The 22,389-nt window shown below is 37.8% G+C and carries 29 protein-coding genes; 11 read left to right on the top strand and 18 right to left on the bottom strand.

What is annotated here, in order from left to right:
• Window position 1: 1 nt before the first annotated feature.
• Genes ACFX4N_RS01635 through ACFX4N_RS01620 form a run of 4 tightly spaced genes read right to left on the bottom strand, consistent with a single transcriptional unit; the run spans window position 2 to window position 4,822 of the window.
• Complete coding sequence (locus ACFX4N_RS01635) at window positions 2-835, bottom strand: FAD binding domain-containing protein (protein WP_301264367.1); 834 nt, start codon at window positions 833-835, stop codon at window positions 2-4.
• A complete protein-coding gene (locus ACFX4N_RS01630) occupies window positions 822-3,152 on the bottom strand; it encodes a xanthine dehydrogenase family protein molybdopterin-binding subunit (RefSeq protein WP_377260727.1) in 2,331 nt (776 codons plus the stop codon). The genes ACFX4N_RS01635 and ACFX4N_RS01630 overlap by 14 nt, the downstream gene beginning before the upstream one ends.
• 18 nt (window positions 3,153-3,170) lie before the next feature.
• Window positions 3,171-3,815 carry an NTP transferase domain-containing protein gene (locus tag ACFX4N_RS01625; RefSeq protein WP_013057267.1) on the bottom strand — a complete coding sequence of 215 codons (645 nt, stop codon included), beginning with the start codon at window positions 3,813-3,815 and terminating at the stop codon, window positions 3,171-3,173.
• A 2-nt stretch (window positions 3,816-3,817) separates the two neighbouring features.
• A complete protein-coding gene (locus ACFX4N_RS01620) occupies window positions 3,818-4,822 on the bottom strand; it encodes an XdhC family protein (protein ID WP_013057268.1) in 1,005 nt (334 codons plus the stop codon).
• Window positions 4,823-5,006: 184 nt separating this feature from the next.
• Here ACFX4N_RS01620 and ACFX4N_RS01615 point away from each other — a divergent pair, with 184 nt between their 5' ends.
• Together ACFX4N_RS01615 and ACFX4N_RS01610 are read left to right on the top strand one after the other, a co-directional pair.
• Window positions 5,007-5,237 carry a hypothetical protein gene (locus tag ACFX4N_RS01615; RefSeq protein WP_377260724.1) on the top strand — a complete coding sequence of 77 codons (231 nt, stop codon included), beginning with the start codon at window positions 5,007-5,009 and terminating at the stop codon, window positions 5,235-5,237.
• Window positions 5,238-5,249: 12 nt separating this feature from the next.
• Window positions 5,250-5,483 (top strand): hypothetical protein, encoded by a 234-nt coding sequence (locus ACFX4N_RS01610; protein WP_013057270.1) that lies wholly within the window; start codon window positions 5,250-5,252, stop codon window positions 5,481-5,483.
• Between the two features lie 131 nt (window positions 5,484-5,614).
• Here ACFX4N_RS01610 and ACFX4N_RS01605 read toward each other — a convergent pair whose 3' ends face one another.
• Entirely contained in the window at window positions 5,615-5,854 is a 240-nt protein-coding gene (locus ACFX4N_RS01605; protein ID WP_014459872.1) for a hypothetical protein, read from the bottom strand.
• Between the two features lie 70 nt (window positions 5,855-5,924).
• Here ACFX4N_RS01605 and ACFX4N_RS01600 point away from each other — a divergent pair, with 70 nt between their 5' ends.
• The 5 genes from ACFX4N_RS01600 (at window position 5,925) to ACFX4N_RS01580 (ending at window position 8,778) form a co-directional block, all read left to right on the top strand.
• Window positions 5,925-6,398, top strand: coding sequence for an Hsp20/alpha crystallin family protein (locus ACFX4N_RS01600; RefSeq protein ID WP_013057272.1), 474 nt, complete (start codon window positions 5,925-5,927; stop codon window positions 6,396-6,398).
• Between the two features lie 147 nt (window positions 6,399-6,545).
• Complete coding sequence (locus ACFX4N_RS01595; RefSeq protein WP_377260721.1) at window positions 6,546-7,451, top strand: dynamitin family protein; 906 nt, start codon at window positions 6,546-6,548, stop codon at window positions 7,449-7,451.
• A gap of 92 nt (window positions 7,452-7,543) precedes the next feature.
• Window positions 7,544-7,675, top strand: a complete 132-nt coding sequence (locus ACFX4N_RS01590; RefSeq protein ID WP_013057274.1) for a hypothetical protein — start codon at window positions 7,544-7,546, stop codon at window positions 7,673-7,675.
• Window positions 7,676-7,753: 78 nt separating this feature from the next.
• A complete protein-coding gene (locus tag ACFX4N_RS01585) occupies window positions 7,754-8,308 on the top strand; it encodes a PadR family transcriptional regulator (protein ID WP_013057275.1) in 555 nt (184 codons plus the stop codon).
• Window positions 8,305-8,778: a DUF4188 domain-containing protein gene (locus tag ACFX4N_RS01580; RefSeq protein ID WP_013057276.1), complete on the top strand. Its 474-nt coding sequence runs from the start codon at window positions 8,305-8,307 to the stop codon at window positions 8,776-8,778. Before ACFX4N_RS01585 ends, ACFX4N_RS01580 begins: the two co-directional genes overlap by 4 nt.
• Window positions 8,779-8,803: 25 nt before the next feature.
• Here the strand turns inward: ACFX4N_RS01580 and ACFX4N_RS01575 are convergent, their stop codons facing one another.
• From ACFX4N_RS01575 to ACFX4N_RS01565, 3 genes are all read right to left on the bottom strand, one after another.
• Entirely contained in the window at window positions 8,804-9,499 is a 696-nt protein-coding gene (locus tag ACFX4N_RS01575; protein ID WP_377260718.1) for a class I SAM-dependent methyltransferase, read from the bottom strand.
• Between the two features lie 67 nt (window positions 9,500-9,566).
• Complete coding sequence (locus ACFX4N_RS01570; protein WP_041816570.1) at window positions 9,567-9,908, bottom strand: DUF3147 family protein; 342 nt, start codon at window positions 9,906-9,908, stop codon at window positions 9,567-9,569.
• Window positions 9,901-10,308, bottom strand: a complete 408-nt coding sequence (locus tag ACFX4N_RS01565) for a MarR family winged helix-turn-helix transcriptional regulator (protein ID WP_013057279.1) — start codon at window positions 10,306-10,308, stop codon at window positions 9,901-9,903. The genes ACFX4N_RS01570 and ACFX4N_RS01565 overlap by 8 nt, the downstream gene beginning before the upstream one ends.
• 170 nt (window positions 10,309-10,478) lie before the next feature.
• On the opposite strand from ACFX4N_RS01565, the gene pssA reads away from it, so the two are divergent.
• Window positions 10,479-10,970, top strand: a complete 492-nt coding sequence (pssA, locus tag ACFX4N_RS01560; RefSeq protein WP_170959531.1) for a CDP-diacylglycerol--serine O-phosphatidyltransferase — start codon at window positions 10,479-10,481, stop codon at window positions 10,968-10,970.
• 32 nt (window positions 10,971-11,002) lie between these two features.
• On the opposite strand, the gene ACFX4N_RS01555 is transcribed toward pssA, so the two are convergent.
• Window positions 11,003-11,230 (bottom strand): hypothetical protein, encoded by a 228-nt coding sequence (locus tag ACFX4N_RS01555; protein ID WP_016764339.1) that lies wholly within the window; start codon window positions 11,228-11,230, stop codon window positions 11,003-11,005.
• 223 nt (window positions 11,231-11,453) lie between these two features.
• Here ACFX4N_RS01555 and ACFX4N_RS01550 point away from each other — a divergent pair, with 223 nt between their 5' ends.
• Window positions 11,454-12,212 (top strand): TrmB family transcriptional regulator, encoded by a 759-nt coding sequence (locus ACFX4N_RS01550; protein WP_013057281.1) that lies wholly within the window; start codon window positions 11,454-11,456, stop codon window positions 12,210-12,212.
• 104 nt (window positions 12,213-12,316) lie between these two features.
• Window positions 12,317-13,486, top strand: a complete 1,170-nt coding sequence (locus ACFX4N_RS01545; RefSeq protein WP_057273274.1) for an MFS transporter — start codon at window positions 12,317-12,319, stop codon at window positions 13,484-13,486.
• A 44-nt stretch (window positions 13,487-13,530) separates the two neighbouring features.
• Here the strand turns inward: ACFX4N_RS01545 and ACFX4N_RS01540 are convergent, their stop codons facing one another.
• The 5 genes from ACFX4N_RS01540 to ACFX4N_RS01520 form a co-directional block, all read right to left on the bottom strand.
• Window positions 13,531-14,001: a 2-thiouracil desulfurase family protein gene (locus tag ACFX4N_RS01540; protein WP_029322068.1), complete on the bottom strand. Its 471-nt coding sequence runs from the start codon at window positions 13,999-14,001 to the stop codon at window positions 13,531-13,533.
• An 83-nt stretch (window positions 14,002-14,084) separates the two neighbouring features.
• Window positions 14,085-14,414, bottom strand: a complete 330-nt coding sequence (locus ACFX4N_RS01535; RefSeq protein ID WP_235567307.1) for an Asp23/Gls24 family envelope stress response protein — start codon at window positions 14,412-14,414, stop codon at window positions 14,085-14,087.
• Window positions 14,415-14,552: 138 nt separating this feature from the next.
• Complete coding sequence (locus ACFX4N_RS01530; protein WP_013057287.1) at window positions 14,553-15,383, bottom strand: YihY/virulence factor BrkB family protein; 831 nt, start codon at window positions 15,381-15,383, stop codon at window positions 14,553-14,555.
• Between the two features lie 282 nt (window positions 15,384-15,665).
• Entirely contained in the window at window positions 15,666-16,028 is a 363-nt protein-coding gene (locus ACFX4N_RS01525; protein ID WP_013057288.1) for a YidH family protein, read from the bottom strand.
• A gap of 184 nt (window positions 16,029-16,212) precedes the next feature.
• Window positions 16,213-17,664, bottom strand: a complete 1,452-nt coding sequence (locus ACFX4N_RS01520; RefSeq protein ID WP_377261250.1) for an alanine/glycine:cation symporter family protein — start codon at window positions 17,662-17,664, stop codon at window positions 16,213-16,215.
• Between the two features lie 474 nt (window positions 17,665-18,138).
• Here ACFX4N_RS01520 and ACFX4N_RS01515 point away from each other — a divergent pair, with 474 nt between their 5' ends.
• A complete protein-coding gene (locus tag ACFX4N_RS01515; protein WP_029322080.1) occupies window positions 18,139-19,338 on the top strand; it encodes a multidrug efflux MFS transporter in 1,200 nt (399 codons plus the stop codon).
• Window positions 19,339-19,371: 33 nt separating this feature from the next.
• On the opposite strand, the gene ACFX4N_RS01510 is transcribed toward ACFX4N_RS01515, so the two are convergent.
• The 4 genes from ACFX4N_RS01510 to ACFX4N_RS01495 form a co-directional block, all read right to left on the bottom strand.
• Window positions 19,372-19,671 (bottom strand): TIGR04104 family putative zinc finger protein, encoded by a 300-nt coding sequence (locus ACFX4N_RS01510; RefSeq protein WP_028413131.1) that lies wholly within the window; start codon window positions 19,669-19,671, stop codon window positions 19,372-19,374.
• A 152-nt stretch (window positions 19,672-19,823) separates the two neighbouring features.
• On the bottom strand, window positions 19,824-20,996 hold the full coding sequence (locus tag ACFX4N_RS01505) for an MFS transporter (RefSeq protein WP_013057291.1): 1,173 nt from the start codon (window positions 20,994-20,996) through the stop codon (window positions 19,824-19,826).
• The gene (locus ACFX4N_RS01500) at window positions 20,966-21,496 is read right to left on the bottom strand and encodes a MerR family transcriptional regulator (protein ID WP_371410280.1); all 531 of its coding nucleotides are present in this window, start codon (window positions 21,494-21,496) and stop codon (window positions 20,966-20,968) included. Before ACFX4N_RS01500 ends, ACFX4N_RS01505 begins: the two co-directional genes overlap by 31 nt.
• A 69-nt stretch (window positions 21,497-21,565) precedes the next feature.
• Window positions 21,566-22,228, bottom strand: coding sequence for a hypothetical protein (locus ACFX4N_RS01495; RefSeq protein WP_029322101.1), 663 nt, complete (start codon window positions 22,226-22,228; stop codon window positions 21,566-21,568).
• Window positions 22,229-22,389 lie beyond the last annotated feature (161 nt).

Genomic DNA, 22,389 nt, shown 5'->3' with positions numbered 1-22,389 from the left:
ATTACGTTCCTCCCAGCTCTTTGAAAATATCAAACAATAAATTTTTAATCACAAATTTGCGATATCGATCCGATCCTTCTCCATCATTTAAAATTGGAGCCGGTATATAATCAAGAGCAGTTTGAATTCGAGCTTCTAATGGCGTTTCTTCATGATTTAGCACTTCTTCTATTTCAGCTGAGCGAAAAGGAAATGAACATACCCCGCTGAAAGCTACTCGAATGTTTTTTTCTGTTTTTAACGCCGCTATTGTAACTAACGGATAGCCTGTATCCCACTGCTGACGTTCTTTTATACTCACGTATGGCAGGGCAGCATACTTCGTTTCAACAAACATCTGAACAAGAAGTTCTCCCTTTTTCAGCTGCAAACGCCGGTGAAAAAGATCGTGAATCGAATGGAGCTTTATTCCACTTAGATCTGCCACTGCGAGTTGACTATCCGTTAAAAGCAGCGGCAACACGGCTTCTCGATAAAAGATATGCCCACAAATATTTCCTCCCAGCGTTATTTTATTTCGAGCCGTGTGATCAGCCACTTCGCTAGCAGACTTACTTAATAAAGGAAATAAGTTTTTCTCTTCCAGTTCAGTCAACGTTACACCTGCACCAAAAATCATCCAGTCTTCATCAGCTTCTGCTTTTTGAAACTCTGGTATATTTTTTATATCAATAACAGCATGGGTAACAAACAAACCCAATCTGCCCAATGTCAGAATTTCAGTGCCTCCAGCATAATAACGCGGCTGTTTGCCTTGATTCTCTAACTCTTGAAACAAGGCAATCGCTTCTGAAACGCTTGCAGGTTTATAATATTCAAAGTCAAACGAAATCATTTGCATTCCCTTCTTTCATTCTCCAAATCAATTCTGGGATAAGAGGAAGTTGATTTAATTCTGTTTCTGCTGCCACCGTTAAGCTGTTTCCTAAAGAAGCTGGCATACCAAGCAGCCCGTGTTCTCCGACTCCCCGAGCGCCGTACGCTGCATCTATTTGAGGTGTATGAACAAAGTCTACTACGTACTCCGGATGCTCTCCGTAGCGAAGGGGACGATATTTCCGAAGCTGAGGGTTTAAAATACGTCCGTTTGAATCAAACCAAAATGTTTCTCTACCCGCAAACGATAGTCCCATACTCATCGCACCCATGACTTGACCTCTTGCCATTTTCTCATTTAACACGGTTCCTATATCAATAACAGAAATAGCTTTTACAATACGATATCGATGCGTTCTAGGATTATATTCCACTTCAACTCCTTCAGCTGCTACGGTCCATTCAGGCCCCGGACGCCCGGCTCCTGTTTCTTTATCTAAGTAGGTCATTCCTCTTAAAATATAGTTACCCCTCCCTATGATTTGCCCTCCAATTGCATTTCCGTTCGGATATTTGTAGCCATACACAATTTCTTTAAAGTCCAAAGAGGTTTGAGGCTCATCCCGTAAAAAAACTTTTTCATGTTTTATTTCGATATCTTCTTCAGAAGCTCGGAATATATGAGAAGCTATCTTTTTTAATTGGTTAATCACATCTTCAGCCGCTTCTAAAACCGCTCTTCCTGCCATAAAAGTTCCTCGGCTAGCCACCGTTTTCCAATGTTCAGGAGTCGTTTGAGTATCTACTTCCATTCGCACATGAATACGTTCCATGCGCATCTGCAGTTTTTCAGCCAAGATTTGCGCGAGCACAGTTTTTGTTCCCGTGCCTAATTCAATAACGCCAGACATTAAATTTACGCTTCCATCCGGATTGAATGTTAGAATAACACCTGAACTCGCGTCTGTTTCAATAGTCGAGGTTTTCCAGACGCAGCTAATCCCTTTGGCGGTAATAAGGCCGTTTTCATGAACTGTTCTCTGCCCTTCCTCCCATTTCATTAGCTGCTTTAAGCGCCGAATACACTCTGGTAAGTTACCAACGCTGCTAGAAGTCAAACGGACTTGTGTAGGCGTAGTATCACCTGGTAAAATAGCGTTTTTTTCTCTAAATTCCAAAGGATCTATACCTGCTTTTTTAGCAAGGATGTCCATCGTACGCTCAAATGCAAATAATAGTTCAGAGTGGCTGAATCCTCGAAAAGGGGAAGCGTAAGGGTGATTTGTATATACACATAATGAATCACAGAAGATATGTTCAAGACGATAAGGCCCCGTACAGTCAGCTGCTGCAGCCTTACTTAAATCCGTTCCTTTATCTGCATAAGCACCGCTGTCAAACAAATATAGAATGTCAGCAGCCTGCAAGAGTCCCTCTTTAGAACAACCTAGCTTAATTTTAGCGTCTAGACCGATGTGAACAGGCGAAGTGAGCATATCTTCTTCTCTTGTGTTCAATATTTTAACCAGCCTTCCACCAACAGCTTTTGAAGCTAGATAAGCAAGCAGCTCCAGCTGGACAGCAGCTTTTCCTCCATACCCTCCTCCTACTAGCGGTGTTTCAACGATCACTTTTCCCGCTTCAATTTCAAAGTACTCACTGATTAATTTTTTCACCATAAAAGGAGCTTGAGAAGAAGTGATAATTTTAACTACTCCATTCGGAAGAATTTCAGCAGCGGCGCTTCTTGTTTCCATCGCCGCGTGATCTGAAGGAGACAAAGAAAACGTTTCTTCCACTACTAGCTCACTTTTACTCCAGCCTTCTTCCATATTGCCTTTTCGTATTTTAACTCTGTTAGCTACGTTGGTACCGGGCTCTGGATAAACCGTTTCATCGTGCTTGTAGGTGTGCATATTTTCATGTACTAAAGGAGAATTTGGCTCAATAGCGGCGCTAGGAGAATGAACGACAGATAACGGCTCATATTGAATATGAACAGAGCTCGCCGCACGCTCGGCGAGTGCAGGGTTTTCTGCTACTACAAGGACTACGGCTTCTCCGTGATACCGCACTTTTTCAAATGCAAGCGGTCGCCGGTCACGAACTCCTTCCCCTGTTAACGGCAGATGCTCTCCCGTCACAACTACGTGAACACCGGGAATAGCAATCGCTGCTTGAATGTCTATCGCTTGAATTCTTGCATGAGCGTAAGGACTGACTACTATTTTGGCGTGAAGGGAACCTTTAAAACTGTAATCATTTGTGTACCGAGCTGTTCCCGTCACTTTTTCTAACGCATCTTTTCGAATCACGTTTTTCCCAATAATCTCCACTCTTTTCACCTCCGTCAATCAAATCCGTCTACATTTCTCTTTATATATCTTTTTAATACGTTCATACGCTTGTTTTGTATCAACATCCATAAAAAGGGAAGCGTCGCTACATTCATAAAATATTCCATTTTCAGTTCCGTTTTGTCTTATTATTTTTCTTGCTCCTTGGTCTCCTTGCAGCTTATCCAAACTTGGAAACATTTGTTTTGAAAATAAAACCGGCGCTCCGGCGATTCCTTGATAAAAAGAAGAAATAAAGGGAACGGAGGAATGGTTCTCAAACAGAGAAACAAATGTATTAATCAGCACGATACTTATAAGAGGCTGATCTGCTAGGAGTACAATAACAGCATCAGCACTTAGTTCTTTTGCTTTTTGTAATCCGCACTTTAAAGACGCTGACTGACCTTTTAAGGCGCTACTACAAGAAATATGACTCCACTTCTGCTGATATGCTTCTGAAAAAAGAATAGGTTCAATCCACTCAAGGTTATCGCCTTTCTTTGTCACTACTATTGTATGATTCACTTTTGAACAAACGGCGGCTTGTAAAGCTTTACTACCTAAACATTCATTCCCTAAAGGCAGAAGCAGCTTATTGCTGCCCATCCTTTTACTAGATCCTGCGGCAAGATAAACAGCTACAACATTTAAAACGGGCATTTTCACCCCTTTTTCCCATCACACATTCGAAGGGTTCCAATTAACTCAGCTACAATACTAACCGCAATTTCCTGCGGCCCTACCGCTCCTATGGAAAGTCCCACGGGCGAATGAATATGGGAGGGAATATCGGTATTCAATAATCGAAGCGTTCGCTTTTTAGGTCCTAAAACTCCTATATACTTCACAGTTTTTGATTTTAATAGCGACAGAATTTCTTGATCACGATAAAAATTATGGGTCATAATCACAACAAAATCATCGCGCTGAACGGACAAGTGTTTGTCTACTTCCTCTGGAAATCCAATATGTATTTCCTCTGCTAGCGGAAAATGTTCCTTATTACATAAAGCCGGTCTCCAGTCGCATAAGGTAACAGAAAACCCCGTATTGGCAGCAAGTGATACTAAATATTTTGCATCGGCACCTGCTCCCCAGATAACTAGACGAGGCTTTGGTTTATATAGATGAGCATATGTGAGCAGGGAGCAATTTGAAAGTTGAATACCGCTCTTTCTCCCATTCCAATCATCTGTTGCAAAAGATGATGCGTCGCTATTTGCACCAAATGTTTCGCCCGTCTTTTCTACATAAAAAGAGGTTGTTTGAGTAAAGTTTTTTTCTAATTTTTTAATATGTAAAACAGGATTTCGGTTATCTAAATGACGTTTTACTCGCAAAAGATTTTTCTTCATCCTCGCAGTTACAGGTTCTAGGAGAATATACAGGATTCCATTGCAGCCTGCTCCTTGTCCCCATCCTGCATCACCTTCTTCTTTCAAATTGTACGTAACGGTTAATACGTGCTCAGTGTCGAACAACTCTTTTACGCGCTCAGCAATATCTGCTTCTACACAACCAGCGCTTAACATCCCAATGTTCTCCCCATTTTCTTGAAACAGCATGGACGTTCCTTCTTTTAAATATGAGGATCCTTCTACATGAACAATCGTTGCCAACACACTTTTTACTGTTGATGTGTTTACAGCATGTAAAATATCGTGCATTTTTATTATTCCCTCCTTTTCCTGTCGAGGTTTTAAAATCTTTTCACGTTTTACACAGAACTACAATACGCTACAGTAGACCACTTCTACTCTCTGAATGAATCCATGTATTATTCATATTTTCAAAGAAGCTACAATAAGCTTTTAAAGACTTAGAAGAACTGTCGTTTGAAAGGAGAATAATATGCTATTCGACTCAACAAAAATCAACCTAGGAAAATTGAACGTTCACAGTGCTGATCAAGCAAGCAGTATTTCTATTGGAAATACGTCAAAAGTTACAAGATATGTCACAGCAAAGAAAAATCAGGCCTTCGGACAGCAGCACGCTGATCAATGTTTTACAGCAGGATCTGCTCAAAAAACTGTAGATAATGATTATGTAGATGCATTTGCAACAAAAAATGATAAATAAGGAGGAAACCATATGATTTTTTCGCCCATGGTCATTAACTTACAAGCCTTCAAAGTGAACGTTTTGGATAATTCATCCGTTTTAAGCATAGGACCTAATCAGCAGCTTGATGTGTTCGTATCTTATAAACGTAATCAAGGTCTGGGAGAATCAAACGGAGATTTTTCTCCGAACGTAACTCCGTTCTCATGGATTATAGACTCAGATGTAAATGATTCAAACTCAGTTAAAAATAGCGTAATTTAATTTTTTTCATTTCCTCTACCTCTACTGCGCACAACTAGCAGCATATCTTCATCTATTCGTCTATTAGCATTCAATCGGAAGCCTAATAAATATAACCTGCATCTGAACTGGCTATATTTATTAGGCTTTTTCTATAAAATGGGCACTTTTTGAAAAGATGATGGGCTGTCAATTTGATCTCGATCATCGACACAGCTTCTCGTTCCTATAAAGCCGCTATCATCACCAAAATTTTGCCCAAATCCCTGTGTTTTTTTATCTGAATTATTCCAGTCTGCTAGTAAATTCTGTCCGATATTTACTGCAGACGCATTTTCAAAGGAATTTATCTTTAGCATTAAAATATTAATATTTATAGATGCACCTGCCATTTAAACCACCCCCCTTTCAAACTATATTCAAATTCCATCTTTTTATGATGTGTGGTAAGGAGGAAACCATATGGACTTTGATAAACTTATGCAGTGGATGGAATTTGCTAAAAAATATCAAACAAATGACTTTTGGAACGGTGTTTTTGATCAAACTGCTTTTAACGAATTTATGAAAGAAAATATGGATATGAATGCTCCTGATTCATATCAGGCACCTCAGGCTTCTAAAAGTAATTTTCCACCTGTTGACATTTACGTTACCCCACATGAAATCATTATTATCGCTGACTTGCCCGGCTATCTAAAAGAAAATTTGCAGGTGTCTGTTTCAGGCAGCCGGCTTTTGTTAAAAGGCTCACCGCACCCTCTCATCACAGGACAGCCGGTTGTACAAGAACGACCTTCTGGAGACTTTAACCGAATTATTGAATTGCCAGAGCCTACGGATGCGCATCATCTGCGTGCGAAATTTGAAAATGGACTGCTTATTCTTTCTTATCACAGGCAGTTTTTCCAAGAAGAACGTATTCACATTGAATAAGGCTTAGTAGTTTTATGAATGAAATTCAATAGTTCACATAAGCATTTATAAACGCAAAGAATTTAACGTGAATTTCCAAACTGGACCAATATATATTTATCTAACTGTTATTACATCGGAAATAAGCCCAAGATGAGGAGAAGCGAAATGTCTATGAAAGGATTTTTCAACCCCAAACAGACTAACCAACAGCTTCATACTGAGCTAGCGGACTTCAAACATCAAATCAAGCGCATTAACACGCTTGAAGTTCACATGAACCGTTTTTTAAAACTCGAACCGCAAATTGGTTCTCTCATAATGCTCAAAAAAAAGCTGGAGACTCAGCCCTCGCACTCCAATGATTCTTCACCTTCACAAAGAAGCACTCATAAAAATGCTGAACAAGCATATGCAAAAGATAAGAAAGAGATTGCTAACGAGCTTCAATTTTTAAAGGAAAAAGTAGCGCAATTGGAACAAGTGATCTCCACGCAACCCCCTCGCGATAAAAAGATAGAAACTGTACCTTATCCGGATTTAACTAGCTTGATAGAACAATCTGTAGAGAAAAAAATGGCTCCTTATCTCGAAAGAATGACCGAACTAGATGAAAGAGTTTCAGCATTAGAGCGCAGCATGTCGCTTTTAACTGAAGTACAGGTGGACATGTTAAAACGAACGTCTGCCCTTCAAGAAGAAGTAAAAGCGATTCACCAAAGAGCCGCACTCTTAGAAAATGCTCCCCCGCCTATTCATATTGATAAATTTTTTCTTGATAAATACGAACAAAACAATAATATTGGCCAAGTTGGCATTAAAGAACTCGGCGGTACTTTAAACATCGGAGCTACATACGGAAGCGGAGCTATACCAAAGGATTTCACGGACCAAATCCAAAAAGACATGGAAGAGTTAAAAAACGCTAAATCAGATATTTCTTCTGGAAAAACGAAGCCTGCACAACCTGCACAAGAGGAAAAAGAAAATTCTTCTTCCGCTTTCGAAAAAGAAGAAACATATACGGAAGTTCCTATTTTTGATGAAGATGATCCAAAGGAAGAGTCAATCTAAAAAAGTCATAAAATTATATCTAGTTATGACTAGAATTTTTGCAAGCTATTCTTTACACTATAGGTAATAACTTCAAAAAAGGAGATATGCTGATGCCAAAGCTTTTATGGAGAATAGGTGCTGTCATGTTGCTAATGTGTGGAGGCTTTATCTTTTTATTTATTGCTGCTTCGCAAATGATGGTTCAGCAATACAAACCTTTTTTTAGACGCGAGAGTGCATAACTCTCGCGTTTTTTTATTGAATATTATCCTGTTTATGGTAATATATATATATCAAAAAGATATAGGTGAGGAAAATAAATGAAGGAAAATCAAACAACATATGCAATTTTAGGACTGCTTACCACGGAATGCAGAACTGGTTATGAAATTAAGCAGTTAATGGATCGAAGTTTAAATCATTTTTGGAAAATCAGTTATGGCCAAATTTACCCCACTTTACAAAAGCTTTTGAATGATGAACTAGCAACGGTCAATTCCGTTGCTCAAACTGATAAACCAGATAAAAAAGAGTATGTAATAACAACTAAAGGAAAAGAAGTTCTGCAAGATTGGCTGCGTGAACCTATTAAACAGCTCCCTTCAGAAAGAAATGAAATTTTGTTAAAACTCTTTTTTAGTAGTCAGCAAGAAAAGCAGCTCACAATTTCCCAGTTAAAAAACGCTCAGCAGAAACTAACTGAACGTTATCACATGTATTGCGGAATTGAAGACAGCATTTCTAACAGCCCTTCTCCCGACAGAACGTATTGGCTTATTACCCTAGACTACGGTAAACGAACAACGTGTGCTTCGATAGAATGGTGCAAAGATACGATTAATAAATTATATGATGAGGAGGCGCATAATTTATGATTCATTCCAATCGTATGATGGCTAAGCCCGGTAAGGATTTGGTCGTCTTTGTTATAGGAATGCGTATTAATAAATGGACAGCCGTACACAAATGGTTCCCTGTATTTAAAGCAATGCCTCCTATGATTCGCGAATTGTATGCAAACAAAAACCTTGGATTTTTATCTTTGCAAGGAACTTTTAATTTAAGAACCATCACGCTGATTCAATATTGGGAGTCAGTTGATCAATTGACCTCCTATGCCAAAGGTCCTCAGCACTTAAAAGCTTGGAATTCTTTTTATAAAAAGGCTTCAAAAACGAATGCAGTGGGCATTTATCATGAAACGTATGTCATTTCTGCAGGAAATTATGAATCAGTATATGTGAATATGCCTTCGTTCGGTTTAGCTAAAGCGCTTGGATCTGAAACCATAACGAAGCATACTCAAACTGCCAAAAAACGTTTGAATGTTAAAAAGCCGCTTTAACTAAAAGCGGCTTTCGTTATATTTGTTATACATATATCTTCAGCATTTGATTGGCACCTTTTTGAAATTCATACGGGACGTCTGCTATTTCTGTTCCTTTTACTAGAGGCGCAATCTCTTCTAACAGCTGCCGCAAATAGGTAGAAATCTTGCCGCTTAAATTCGTTAAAGGAAACAAACGTACTTCCTCTTTTGTAACACGTATCAGTTCTTTTAAAGCTTCTAAATGAAACGTATAATCTAACCGGTCACTGTACATAAATAAAAAGTTTGCACAAAGAGTTAAATCAAACTCGTTCTTTTGAAACGGCAAATTAGGAAGTGCTCCGTACTGATAGGCTTCGGGGTTCCTTTTCATATGAGCAATACAATCTTTTAATGCTCTTTTTCGATGTTCAGTTAAATCATCAATAGACGAAAAATACTTCCACACATACTGTTCCTGTACGTGCTGCATTTGATTCATCGTATGAATTAAATCCAGGCTTCCTTTCTTTTCAAGCTCTTCTGCCGTAAATTTATAGGCAATATCACAGCTAGTAGCCTCCGTACCTTGCTGCAAGGCATGAGCAGTAAAAGAACAGGCCCCGCTAGCACAATCTAACACTTTTTTTCCTTTTAAATACTTTTCATTCAAATTAAACATAGCTCTATACTCTTCAAACGTTCTGCCGATAAAAACAACTCGGTCAATTCCTAACTTTTTCTCTGCTAAACTCAACTCTACTCAGCTCCTATCTTTTACTTAGACTTTCATTTTACAGAAAATTGGATTAAATTCCAATAGTTTATGTATTAATTAGTTTAACCACTATCTTTTGAAGGCCTAAAAACAGGCCCCAACACATAACTCCTATCGATAAACTCATAAACAAATGAAGAGAGTTTTTTAAGCAAATATAGACGACAGCAAGTAGTAAAATAGTGCCTGGCAGTCCATAAAGAACGCCTAGTGTAAACTGACTGACCACTTCCTTTTTTTCTCCTTGCACTGATAACCATATAATACTTAGTAAGCTCACAATTGGAAGGGCAGCCACAATTCCACCGTATGTCGGAACTCTTTTGGCCATTTCTGTTACCCCTGCAATAATAAGAGCCGACATTAAAATTTTGATGATACTATACATGTTTTGCACGCTCACTCAATAACTGAAAAGCCTGTTGAATCAGCTGTTTTTCAGATGCTGTCATTTCGCGTAAAATAGCTGATACTTTTTCTTCATCCAAGCTTGAATTCCGTTTTAATAGGTCTTTTCCTGCTTCTGTTAAATGCAGAATTACTTTTCTTTCATCATGTATATCTCTATTTTTATATACATACCCTTTATCAATATTTCTCTTTACGTGTTCAGATGCCGTATTATGTGAAACGTGTAAATAATCCGCAATTTCTTTTATTCCAACCGAAGATGATTTATCTATATGCTGTAAAAGACGTATTGTTTGGTGTGTAATTTTCTCTTGATGCGTATAGTGCAAATGATAATAAATAGACGTCCAATAGCTGTTTAACTCCTCTACTTTCATGATCTTGCTCCTTTATATCGTATTTTTAGTTATTATCGTATTATACGATATATATTACAGGAACGACAGCCAGGTTTCAATACTACCTTCTTTTTATCTGACATCTCACATAATAATATGATTTAACAGTTACACTAATCGTACACACTGTGAAAGGCGGTTGTATGACATTGATTCTTCGACTGTTAAAATGGGTTCCGAATCTCTTTACGATTGGAAATTTGCTAAGCGGCGTATTTTCCATAGCTTTTAATATGAATAGCTACGAACGCTTAGCTGCTCTTTTTATTTTTCTAGCCGCTTTTTTCGATTTATTTGACGGCAAAATTGCGAGAAAGCTGAAAGTTAACAGTGAGTTTGGTGTAGAGCTAGATTCTTTGGCTGATATTATAAGCTTTGGCGTAGCGCCTGCAATGCTATTTCATACTCTTTCTCCCCACTCTTGGCTAACCGTACTCGCTTTTATGATTTATCCAAGCATGGGCGCATTAAGATTAGCTAAATTTAGTGCAAATCCAACCATAGGTTATTTTATAGGGCTTCCTATTCCTTTTCCAGCTCTAATTATCGCACTGCTTGGCATGTTTTATTACGTAAACCCTTACCTTATGATTATTTTAGCTATTTTGATGGTTAGCCCTATTCGAGTGATGAAAATTTAGATGCAATAAAAGACAGACAAAATGCCTGTCTTTTATAGTGCTGTCCATTCTTCGCACAGCATTTTATGCTTGAATTTCAGCTCATGTTCTCTTTTTTCAAGCTGAGCTTGTAAAGAAAGCCACTCGCTATTATCAGGTGCTGAGCATAATTTTTCTTCAAGGGACAGTAAGGAATCCAGTACGTCTTCAAGCTGAGCAGCCACTTCTCTTTGCTGTTTTATGTTCATTTTTTTCAACAGTAGTTTTTCATTTTTCTTCATTTTTTTCACCTCTTTCTTTTCTTTACCCAATGTTGAATGTTTTAGTATAGAAAGTATATGGTTAAAAATATTTCTACTGTAATAAAGATCCTTTAATAGCTTATCTTATTTTTAATAATTATTTAGAACATAGTTTAATAAGATTATTTCATCTGATACAATTAGTAATACTTTTACGAACCGTGATATACTTAAAAAAAGAAAGGATGATGAATAGAAAATTATGCTGCAAAAATTTGGTTTTTCTCAGTATGAAAGTCAAGTATATGAAGCGCTGCTTGCGAATGATGGCCCGTTGGATGCTAGTTCAATTGTTACGTATTCGCATGTTCCAAAAGCAAAAATTTATGAAGTGCTTAATCGTTTAATTGATAAAGGTATTGTAGTAAATACATTGTCCGGGAAAAAGAAACTTTACTCAGCGGTAGCCCTTCAAACCGTCATTCAAAAACTTACTGCTGATTTTGAAAATGACATTAATGAATTAAAAACATATAAAATTAAAAAAACGTTTACAGATGATCATGTTTGGAGTTTAAAAGATAAATCCTCTATTTCTGCTCACATTGAACAGTTGATTCATGAAGCGGAATCTTCTATTATTTTATCCGCGTGGAATGATGAGTTAGCACATTACCGCTCATTGCTAGAAGAAAAAGAGAAACAAGGCGTAAACGTCGAGGTCTTAACTATAGGAAACTTGCAGACTGCCCTCAAACATTTACATACATTAAATCCAATAGATGATCATAAAAACCTTGAGCCGTCGCAGTTGATTATTGTTGACGACGCTTACCTTTTATTTGCCGGCATTGAACATGAGACATGGAAAGCAATAAAAACCATGTCGCAGCCGCTTGTAAAAGTTTTTGCTGATTTCTTTTATCATGACGTCGCACTTACCCATATTACAAAGAAATATCAAGAGCAGCTTCTTCAAGATCCTGAGATCATGGAGCTGCTTACTCGACTGCGATATTAAAAAGGTTACTAATTCATTAGTAACCTTTTTAATATTACCTATTGAAATCTCTTTTAAAAAAGGTTACTATTCTAGTTGTAACTTTTCAAAGAGGGGGTTTTTTGATGAATAAAAAAGTTTACATACTTGCGATTGCTTCCTTTGTTGTTGGAACGGTCGAATTAATTCTAGGAGGCATCTTAGACTTAATTGCCGATGCATTTCATGTATCATTAGCAAAAGCAGGTTATTTAATCTCTATTTATTCGTTTGTTTATGCCTTGTCTGCGCCGATTTTACTAAATGTGACGGCTAAGATAGAGCGTAAAAAAGTTTATATGTGGACATTATTTATTTTCTTATTGAGCAATGTATTTTCAGCCTACAGTTCGGGCTATTATATGCTACTAATTGGACGTATTCTTGCTGCTGCGAGCGGTTCTTTTATCATTGTATTATCTACCACAATGGCTTCTAGAATGGTAAAACCTGAATACCAAGGCAGAGCAATTGGCATCGTATTTATGGGAATCAGCGGCTCACTTGTTTTAGGTATTCCTCTTGGTATTTTGATTGGAAATGCGCTTGGCTGGCGTCAAGTATTTGTTATGATTGCAATTTTGACTGCCATTATTATGATTACCGTTTGGTTTACAATGGAGCGTCTAGCTCCTGCTCCAATTGTACCGTTAAAAACTCAGGTAAAAGCTTTACGGAATAAAAAAATGCTCGCTATTCACCTAGCAACATTGTTTGTACTTGCGGGTCATTTAACGCTTTATGCGTACTTCACACCATTTTTACAAGAAACGCTAGGATTAAATACAACGATGGTGACCATTATTTATGGTATTTTCGGTCTTGCTGCCGTGGCAGGAGGAGGACTTGGAGGAGCTGTTTCTGATAGATGGAACCCTTCTTCTTCTGTTATCACCATGATTGCTCTCTTTCTTGTTAGCATGATTGCTATGCCTTTTGGCGTTCATTTACCATTTGTTGTGTTCTTGCTTCTTATGATCATTTGGAGTGCGCTCAGCTGGGCGGTCTCACCAGCTCAAAGCAATTTAATTATTCATAGTGCACGCGAAACGTCGGACATTTTAATCAGCACTAATGCAGCGATTTCACACGTAGGAATTGCGATCGGCTCCTATGTTGGAGGAATTGTCGTTAATCAATACTCTGTTATTTATAACGGCTGGGTCGGGTCTATTTTTGTTTTGCTTGGTCTTTTCTGCTCTCTTTATGCGGTAACACGAACAGAAAGCACAGCAGATACGCTTCACAGTAAATAAAATTTTATAAAAAAGCGTACACACATGGTGTACGCTTTTTTTGATTATGATTGGTCTCCATGCATTTCAGCTGCAAATTGAGATTCGGACATAACGATAAAACCATGCTTTCTTAGCAACGCAGTGGTTACCCCTTCACCGGCTATTTTAACATTTGAAAATGCTCCGTTATATATATGTTCACTTCCACATGAAGGGCTGTTTTCTTTTAGTACAATAACAGTAGCTTTTATTTCTTTTGCGATGCTCAGTGCCTTATAGGCCCCGTCTATGTATATGTCTGTGACGTCTTTTCCCGATCGTTCAATAACTCGCGCATTTCCGTTTATTACGTCTATTCCCGTTCCTTTTATAATTTCTGCCGGTTCTCTAGGTGTGTGAAATCCACCTAACAGTTCCGGACACATCATCACCGCTTCTTTATTTTCAACGAGCGCTTCAATTTCCTTAACTAAGGCACTGCTTCCATTATATTTGCACCCTTGACCTGCTAAGCAGGAACTAACCAAAATCACAGAATTCTCCCTCCCATAAAAAAACACTTCTCATTCATCATACAAAGAATATATGATGAATGGAAGTGTTTACCTTTTATATTTTATTCAAGATCACGCTTTGACTCCTGCTCTTTGTCTCGATCCGTTTTCGCTTCAAATTCAGAGCGAGTCATTACGTCCTCTACATGCATATTTACTTCTACTACCTCTAATCCCGTCATCTCGTGAACTGATTTTTTTACGTTATTAACAGTTTCAGAGAAAATGGCTGGAACATTTTTTCCGTATTCGACAATTACTTTTAAATCAAGGGCAACTTGCTTTTCTCCTACTTCAGCGTTAATCCCTTTTGTGATATCTTCAGTGCTGCGGAAGCGATCTGTTAACCCGCTCATAAATCCGCCGCTCATTGATAAAATCCCTTTTTCCACCTCATCTCAACGTGAACTCCTACTGCTTTTTTGTTGTGGGTAAAGGGAAGGCAACGAGATATTCAATAGTTACCCGCAATATTTTTTTGATAAACTTTCTAACTGTAAAACTGAATATAAAAAAACGACTAGGTTTCCCTAGTCATTTTCCGCGTCTCTATACGTTGTCTTGTGAGCTTTGATGAACTTATTACCGTTTATTAAACCGCCAATTAATAAAATAGCGGCCGTTAAATAAAACCAGACCATTAAAATAATAATACTTCCAAGCTGACCATAGATTTGCGAGTAGCTTCCAAACTGGACATAGTATCCAAATCCGGTAGATACAACTTGCCATCCTAGCGTGGAGAAAACAGCTCCTGGAAGTACATCTTTCCACGTTACTCTTGCGCTTGGCATCAGTTTGTAAAAAAGAATAAAAAAGCCTAATAAAAATAATGTCCCAATTCCCCATCTAATTGTCGTCCAGCTTTGAAACCATATGTCAGGAACATGGACTTTTGTTAGTACCAAATGTCGAATGACCTCTTCAATAATTGGTACAAATAATGAAATGGCTACCACAACCATAAAACCAAAAGTTAAAATTAAATCATTGATTAAACCGCGCAAAAACGTTTGTTTTCTTTGAATATGATACGCATCATTTAACGAGCGAACCAAAGATTGTATAGCCATAGATGCGAGCCAAAAAGTCGCCAATAAACTAAAAGATAAAACTTTTTTCCCGCTATTGTTAACTGTTTCAATTGACCTTTCAATTACGTCGTAGGCGCTTTTAGGCGTAAATGGTTCAATAAATATCAGCAAATTGTTTGTATCAATTGGAAAGAAACTCAGCAGAGAAAAAAGAAAGATAATAAACGGTACAAAAGATAACAAAAAATAGTAGGCTGTTTGAGCAGCCTGATCAAAGAAACGCTCCGTAAAAAAACGAGCGGCAACGGTCTTAGATGTTTGAATCATAACAGCGTTCTCCTTTACTTTCGCTTCACTCTGTAGTGAAATTCATATTCAATTTTTATGTTCAACATGTATTGGATAAGTTTCGGCTTATAAAGCTTTCCTTTTCCATTATCCGCGGTTAACAAAGAATTTAACCTGTAAAATTATACAGTCGGTTCATAAAGAAGATATTATTATAATTACATCTTCCATTACCACCATATCAATAGATCTTCTTTTTCTTTCATAAAACCGTAAATTCTCTGGGACTGCTTTCCCTTCTTTCTTATATCTTAAACTTTTTTACGCTATGTTAAAAAAGTAAAACATAAGAGCGCCGATCAGCATCAGCATAATCATTAAAACAAAAATAACCAAAGCGTGAGAAGATTGATACGTTTGGCTGTTAATTTTTTTGCGGGTTGAAAAATAATGATAGGTTGAGAAGAGAAGCAAACCTGCACTTGCAGCTAAAGAAAAGATAATAACAGCAATAATAAGGGTATCGGCTGCTTCACTTAATTTTTTTCCAGAATTGAAATGTAGGCCGCCTGCAACAAAGCCAATGCCGAGTGTGGCAATAGACGTTCGAATCCACGCTAAATACGTTCGTTCATTTGCTAAATGCTGCTGAATATAAATGGATTCATTTTCTTTTTTAGTCATTTACATACCACCGTCCTTTTATATGTCTTCTATTATAAATAAATGCTCAAACGAAAATAAATTGAGGACGCTTCACGCCACATTATACCGGAAAAGAACGAATCATTACCATCTTCAAGCGGTCAAAAGAGCTTCTTCATAAATCAAAAAAGCCAACGGGATAACCCCAGCTGGCTTTTTTGATTTATGAAACATTTTCCTTATCTTGATCATGCTGATATTCCTCGTCCCAATAATCAGCGTTTTGAATTCCTAATTTCCTTGGAGAAAAGATAGGGTCTATCCCTAGTTTTCTCTGCTGGCGATAATCTTTTAAAGTTATTAAAGCAGGCTTAGCTAAAATCAAAATTGCAATTAAATTGAGCCAAACCATTATTCCAACTCCGATGTCTGCTAATGCCCATGCAGCTTCAGCCGTTCGGATAGATCCGTATAAAGTAGTGGCTAAAAGAGCTGCCTTTAGGAACATGGATACTATTTTATTTTGTTTGCCTTTCATTACGTAAGCTAAGTTCGTTTCCGCAATATAATACTGTGACATAATCGTAGTAAAGGCGAAAAACACGAGAGAAACAGCTATAAACCCTGATCCGAATCCAGGAAGCACCGTCTCAACTGCTTGCTGCGTATATTGAGGCCCGGCTTCAACTCCTTTTAAATGATCCACAATGAACGAACCATCTGGCGCTTGGGTGCTGTAAGAACCTGTAATTAAAATCATAAAGGCTGTAGCAGAGCATACAAGCAGCGTATCAATATAAACTGAAAAAGCTTGTACCAGACCTTGCTTGGCAGGATGTGAGACTTCCGCTGCTCCCGCGGGGTGAGCTCCGGTACCTTGACCCGCTTCATTTGAATATACACCTCGCTTGACTCCCCACGCTATAGCCATGCCAATAATTCCGCCGAACGTAGAATCAAGTGCAAATGCACTTTTAAAGATTAAAGCAAGAACTCCTGGTAAAGCTTGAATGTTCAATCCGATAATCACTAACGAAACAAGAACATATCCAATGGCCATAAACGGAACAACATATTGTACCACGGCAGCAATACGCTTAACGCCTCCAAAAATAATTAATCCTAAAATAACAACAAGTACAATTCCAGACGTTAAAGGCGGAATTGAAAATGCATTATTTAACCCTGCTGTAATTGAATTTGCTTGCACTCCTGGTCCAAGTACACTCATAGCTAGCAGTACGGCAAAAGCGAAAATCAGTGCATACCACTTCTTCCCCATGCCTTTTTCAATATAATAAGCAGGCCCACCTCGGTATTCTCCTTTGTCTTTTACTTTATAAATTTGAGCAAGTGTTGATTCAATAAATGCACTAGCTGAACCTATAAAAGCAATAAACCACATCCAAAAAACTGCTCTTGGACCACCGAATGCAATTGCTGTTGCAACTCCCGCAATATTTCCAACTCCTACGCGCCCTGATAAAGCAAGTGTTAACGCTTGGAAAGACGAAACGCCCGATTCAGAACTTTTTCCATTAAACAATAAAGTAACCATATCTTTCAAATATCGAACTTGTACAAATCTAGTGAGAATAGTAAATAAAAGCCCCACTCCTATACATAGATAAAGCATCGGCGTACTCCAAATCATTTCACTTATTGTACTAATCATTTGTTCCAATATGAATTCCCCCTTAAAACACTTTGCACATTATGAATAATGAGAACATAGTTTTAATATAGAGTTAAAAAAACAGAAAATTCACTCTTTTATCCAGGTTGTTTTACACATTATTTGATAAATAGACAACATTTGCGGATATAACGTATATTTTGGACAGATTATCTGACGCATTTTTCAGTGATGCGTAAGTTCTTTACATAATCCCCACTGTCACAGCATAAGGTAATAAGTGAACCAAGGGTCACTTTATGTTCTAAGCCGAGCGTACACACAGCACATCTTTCTGTTTTCATTTCACGTTAATAGTTCACTAAGTGAATCATTTTATTTTTAAATATTTCTGATATATGGTATAATTTAAACTGATAAAAAGATGCTGCATGTATGCTAAAAGAGCAGGCCGTATGGTTTCGCTCTTTTGTTGTTTTCACGCCATGCGGCACAACGAAAGAAGGAAATAGAATGGAATTATGGAAACGAAACTTGTACATTTGCTGGTTCGGTTCTTTTTGCACCACAGCCGGGATGAGTTTAGTTATTCCGTTTTTACCGCTTTATATTGAAAAGCTGGGAGTTCACGATACAAGCTCCATCAGCAGATGGGCTGGTATTGCATTTGGATCTACCTTTTTAATGGCGGCTATCGTTTCTCCTTTATGGGGGAGTTTGGCCGATAAATATGGGCGAAAGCTTATGCTCCTTCGCGCAAGCTTGGGTATGGCAATTGTTATGACTTCTATTGGTTTTGTGCAAAATGTCTATCAGCTTGTCGGACTGCGCTTTTTAATGGGGGCCGTTTCCGGCTTCATCTCTGCAGCCATTACGTTAGTAGCGACTCAAACACCTAAAGAGCACAGCGGTAAAGCATTAGGTACGTTGTCTACAGGGGCTGTATCAGGATCTTTATTAGGACCGCTAGTAGGCGGATACTTAGGAGATACAATCGGGCTACGCCACGTCTTTTTCGTGACGGGTGCATTTATGTTTTTGTCTTTTTTAATTGTAAATTTAATTCAAGAAGACAAAAAAGAGACGGCGAAAACGACGAAAGAATCTAATATTGGGTTACTGTCTCTTAAAAATTCAAAGGCCGTGATTGGTGTATTTGTTACAACTTTTTTGCTGCAGCTTGCGGTTATGGCTATTCAGCCAATCGTTACACTGTATGTAAAACAACTGTCTACTCATACCGATCACCTTGCCCTTATTTCAGGCTTTGTCGTGGCGGCAACAGGAATTTCAAATATTTTAGCTGCATCAAAACTTGGCAAAGTCAGCGATCGCGTGGGTCCTCAAAATGTGCTTCAAATATGCTTGCTTATCGTAGCGATTATTTGCGGCTTGCAGGCCTTTGTGCATAGTACTTGGCAGCTATTCTTACTTCGTTTTTTACTCGGTTTCGCAATGGGAGGATTATTACCTTCTATTAATTCTTATTTGAAGAAAATTGTGCCGGACTCTATTACAGGTAAAATGTTTGGCTATAATCAAACAGCGCAATACTTTGGGAATTTGGCCGGTCCAGTCATTGGCGGACAAATTGCCGGAGCTAAAGGAATTCCTTACGTATTCTTAACAACCAGTGTTCTTCTACTATTGAATGCTGGGTGGGTGTATTATCAGCGCCATCACGGACAACAGCTAGACGGTAAAGCCGCATAAAAAAACCTTCCGTTTTAACGGAAGGTTTTTTTATTACCACAAGGGTTCTTCTTCGCTGCTTACTTCATAAGAAAGTGGCATCATAATAACCGCTGCTATGAAGAAAATAAGCTCCGCGACAACAATGGATGGAAAGGAAAAGTCAAATAGTGAGAGAATAAGCCAAATAATAAGGGGTGCAAATGAGTAGATTGATAATCGCTTTTGGGATTTTGCAGAGATATACTGTTGCTTGTCACAGTGTGGGCATTCTAAAACGTTTCTAAATGTTAACAGTTGTTTAAAGGTTGTCCTCCAGTTCCATTTATGATTACAATTTTGACAGGTGGCCATGGGCATCACGCTCCTAAAAAGATTTATGTACATATAAAGTATACGTACAAGTTGGTATAAAGTTTCATTTTTATAATTAAAAACGTTTTTACTATTATAACATAAAACAAAATAAAAGGCTTTTTACAAGAAAAAGCCTTTTATTTCAACGTTTATTTAGATACAGCTTCATTCGTTTGAGAAGTTGTTTTTACTTTTATAACCATAATAACAAAAGCTAGCAACCCAAGAATCGCTGCTACGAGAAAAGGAGCTTGAGGCGCTACGGCATTGCCGATAACTCCTGATAATAAAGGAGCAAACGCTGCACCTAACCATCTTAAGAAATTATATCCTCCAGATGTAAGTCCTCGTTCATAAGGAGATACTTCCATTACATGACTCGTAAATAATGCATTATTAAGTCCTGATACAAGACCCGCTGCCATGATTAAAACAATGCGCAACCATGTTGCATCAAAAGCAAATAAACAAATTAAAATAAGTGAAAAAACAATTAAGCTAACATGTAACACTTGTTTTGGCTGATATCTTTTTTCTAACTGATGTGCTAAAACCGCTGAGCCATAAGCTAAACATAATCCCCATCCAAAGAAAACAAAGCCAATTTGAAGAGCTCCGATCGATAGAATAAGCGGCGTATAAGCTAACACTGTAAAAAATCCGTAGTAATAAAGCATGCCTGATACAGCGCCTTGAGTAAATGGTTTTAATTTATAAAGTTTAACCATGTCTTTAAAACCCGCTGCTTTACGAGGCTTAGTGCTTGTAGGCTGTTTAACAATCGTTAATACTAAAATAAAGGCGATAAAAATTAAAGCACTTGTACCGAAAAACGGCAATCTCCAAGAAGCATTTCCTAACACGCCTCCTACAAGCGGTCCTCCGGCCATTCCCAAACCAATCGCAGCTTCATATAATCCTACTGCTTTTTTTACTTCACCTGATAATGCAATAAGCAGCGTCATAGCTGTTGCAAAGAAAAACGAATTACCAAGTCCCCATCCTGCTCGGAAAATGGAAAGCTGAGGAATATTGTTAGAAAACCCGCATAAGGCTGCAAAAATCGTCACAATGATAAGTCCTGTTACCATCAAACGCTTGTCTCCTACACGTGATGCTAAGATGCCTGCTGGAATCATCATAATAGCCATCATTAACAAATAGGAAGTAAATAACATTTCTACTTGCCAATGAGAAGCTCCAATTTGCTTAGCAATCTCCGGTAAAATCGGATCTACTACCCCGATTCCCATAAATGCTAAAAAAGTAGCTACTACCGTAATAATTTGACCTAATCGGTTATTTGAATGCTGTCCTTCCACTCTTTCATCTCTCCTTTTGTTTTTGTTTTTTCATGTATTTTCATAGCAGATTCTCGCATTTCTTCTAATTCTGTTTTAAATGCCTGCATTTTAACCACTTTAAATTCAATCATCTTGATTTGATTTTCCAGTAAATTTTCTATTTTAGTTATCTCTTTCGCTGATAATCCTTGCTGCTCACTTCTTTCTTCAATCATTCTTTTGAGCGACATAAACTGCTGCAGCTCCTGTAAAGAAAAACCGAGAACTTCTTTTGCTTCTGCTACTTTTCTTAGTTCTTTTACCTCTTCTTCGGAATAAATCCGTGCATTTCCTTTTGTGCGCTGCGGGGGCAAAATGAGTCCAATCTCTTCATAATACCGAAGAGCACGCTTGGTCAAACCGGTCATTTTCGTCACGTCATCGATTAGATACATGCTTTCCCCTTCACCTCCCTTTAACATTAACGTTAACGTTAATTCTATATTACTATTATAGATTAACGTTAACGTTAATGTCAATAATATAAAGACATTTTATGTAAATTTAAAAAATATGTGCACAAAAAAACCTATTGATAAATCAATAGGTTACATCAATATGTCATATAGCTGCTGTGCTGTTTCTCCTGTTACTTTGCCGTATACTCCTCTTCTTTTAGAAGTAAGTTCCGCACTCTCGGCGGTGAATCGTACATTGTATACGACGCCTTCATAAGTAAGCTGTACATCTGGATCAAGAGCGACGCTGTAATCAGCTTTTTTCCATTGAATTTGTTTCATAATTGATTCTACAGTTAAAGCATCTTCTGAACTTAACGTTTTTTCTCCTGCTTTTATAGGCTTGCCCTCCCTTTTTTTATTAAATTTTAGTTCAGAATGAGCAGATGAAAATTCAAGTTGGTTTTTATCATGCGCTATGAAATCTTGGGGTAGTTCTACATAGCGGACAACTTCTCCTTCGTGTACAAACACAAGCATTTGATTAGCAGCAGATATTTTTTTCATCACCTCTTCACTAACCGGTGCGTTTACAAGTTTTTCTACGTCGGCTTTCTTGCTTTTGTTTGTTAATAAATATCCTTTTTCCCATTTAAAATCACTTAACTTCGATACATCCACTGAGCTCACACCTTTTTTTTCAAATGATTGCTGAATATTCTCCCCCATTTCTTTGTCGTTGGTGACTTGAGCATTAGAACTGCACCCTACTAAACAACAGAAAATAATGCCTATTGCTATAAGAGCCTTCACTTTTGCCTTCCTCCTCTCTACCATTCTTTTAGACAATTCCAACTTTGTACCATTTTAACATATAATTCCTATTTTTCGTGAAAACAAATAAAGAATACGCTTACATAATTTCACGCATATAAATTTGATTTATTTATAAGTTTTTTCTGAATATTTTAAGA

The sequence above is a fragment of the Priestia sp. YIM B13551 genome (assembly GCF_042787905.1).
Taxonomy (GTDB): Bacteria; Bacillota; Bacilli; order Bacillales; family Bacillaceae_H; genus Priestia.
This window is presented reverse-complemented; position numbering and strand designations above follow the sequence as displayed.

What these genes read in the sequence shown, in the direction of transcription:
- ACFX4N_RS01635 (WP_301264367.1), bottom strand. Translation starts at nt 835, where the DNA reads ATGATTTCGTTTGACTTTGAATATTATAAACCTGCAAGCGTTTCAGAA.
- ACFX4N_RS01625 (WP_013057267.1), bottom strand. Translation starts at nt 3,815, where the DNA reads ATGCCCGTTTTAAATGTTGTAGCTGTTTATCTTGCCGCAGGATCTAGT.
- ACFX4N_RS01620 (WP_013057268.1), bottom strand. Translation starts at nt 4,822, where the DNA reads ATGCACGATATTTTACATGCTGTAAACACATCAACAGTAAAAAGTGTG.
- ACFX4N_RS01615 (WP_377260724.1), top strand. Translation starts at nt 5,007, where the DNA reads ATGCTATTCGACTCAACAAAAATCAACCTAGGAAAATTGAACGTTCAC.
- ACFX4N_RS01610 (WP_013057270.1), top strand. Translation starts at nt 5,250, where the DNA reads ATGATTTTTTCGCCCATGGTCATTAACTTACAAGCCTTCAAAGTGAAC.
- ACFX4N_RS01605 (WP_014459872.1), bottom strand. Translation starts at nt 5,854, where the DNA reads ATGGCAGGTGCATCTATAAATATTAATATTTTAATGCTAAAGATAAAT.
- ACFX4N_RS01600 (WP_013057272.1), top strand. Translation starts at nt 5,925, where the DNA reads ATGGACTTTGATAAACTTATGCAGTGGATGGAATTTGCTAAAAAATAT.
- ACFX4N_RS01595 (WP_377260721.1), top strand. Translation starts at nt 6,546, where the DNA reads ATGTCTATGAAAGGATTTTTCAACCCCAAACAGACTAACCAACAGCTT.
- ACFX4N_RS01590 (WP_013057274.1), top strand. Translation starts at nt 7,544, where the DNA reads ATGCCAAAGCTTTTATGGAGAATAGGTGCTGTCATGTTGCTAATGTGT.
- ACFX4N_RS01585 (WP_013057275.1), top strand. Translation starts at nt 7,754, where the DNA reads ATGAAGGAAAATCAAACAACATATGCAATTTTAGGACTGCTTACCACG.
- ACFX4N_RS01580 (WP_013057276.1), top strand. Translation starts at nt 8,305, where the DNA reads ATGATTCATTCCAATCGTATGATGGCTAAGCCCGGTAAGGATTTGGTC.
- ACFX4N_RS01570 (WP_041816570.1), bottom strand. Translation starts at nt 9,908, where the DNA reads ATGTATAGTATCATCAAAATTTTAATGTCGGCTCTTATTATTGCAGGG.
- ACFX4N_RS01565 (WP_013057279.1), bottom strand. Translation starts at nt 10,308, where the DNA reads ATGAAAGTAGAGGAGTTAAACAGCTATTGGACGTCTATTTATTATCAT.
- ACFX4N_RS01555 (WP_016764339.1), bottom strand. Translation starts at nt 11,230, where the DNA reads ATGAAGAAAAATGAAAAACTACTGTTGAAAAAAATGAACATAAAACAG.
- ACFX4N_RS01550 (WP_013057281.1), top strand. Translation starts at nt 11,454, where the DNA reads ATGCTGCAAAAATTTGGTTTTTCTCAGTATGAAAGTCAAGTATATGAA.
- ACFX4N_RS01545 (WP_057273274.1), top strand. Translation starts at nt 12,317, where the DNA reads ATGAATAAAAAAGTTTACATACTTGCGATTGCTTCCTTTGTTGTTGGA.
- ACFX4N_RS01530 (WP_013057287.1), bottom strand. Translation starts at nt 15,383, where the DNA reads ATGATTCAAACATCTAAGACCGTTGCCGCTCGTTTTTTTACGGAGCGT.
- ACFX4N_RS01525 (WP_013057288.1), bottom strand. Translation starts at nt 16,028, where the DNA reads ATGACTAAAAAAGAAAATGAATCCATTTATATTCAGCAGCATTTAGCA.
- ACFX4N_RS01520 (WP_377261250.1), bottom strand. Translation starts at nt 17,664, where the DNA reads ATGATTAGTACAATAAGTGAAATGATTTGGAGTACGCCGATGCTTTAT.
- ACFX4N_RS01515 (WP_029322080.1), top strand. Translation starts at nt 18,139, where the DNA reads ATGGAATTATGGAAACGAAACTTGTACATTTGCTGGTTCGGTTCTTTT.
- ACFX4N_RS01510 (WP_028413131.1), bottom strand. Translation starts at nt 19,671, where the DNA reads ATGGCCACCTGTCAAAATTGTAATCATAAATGGAACTGGAGGACAACC.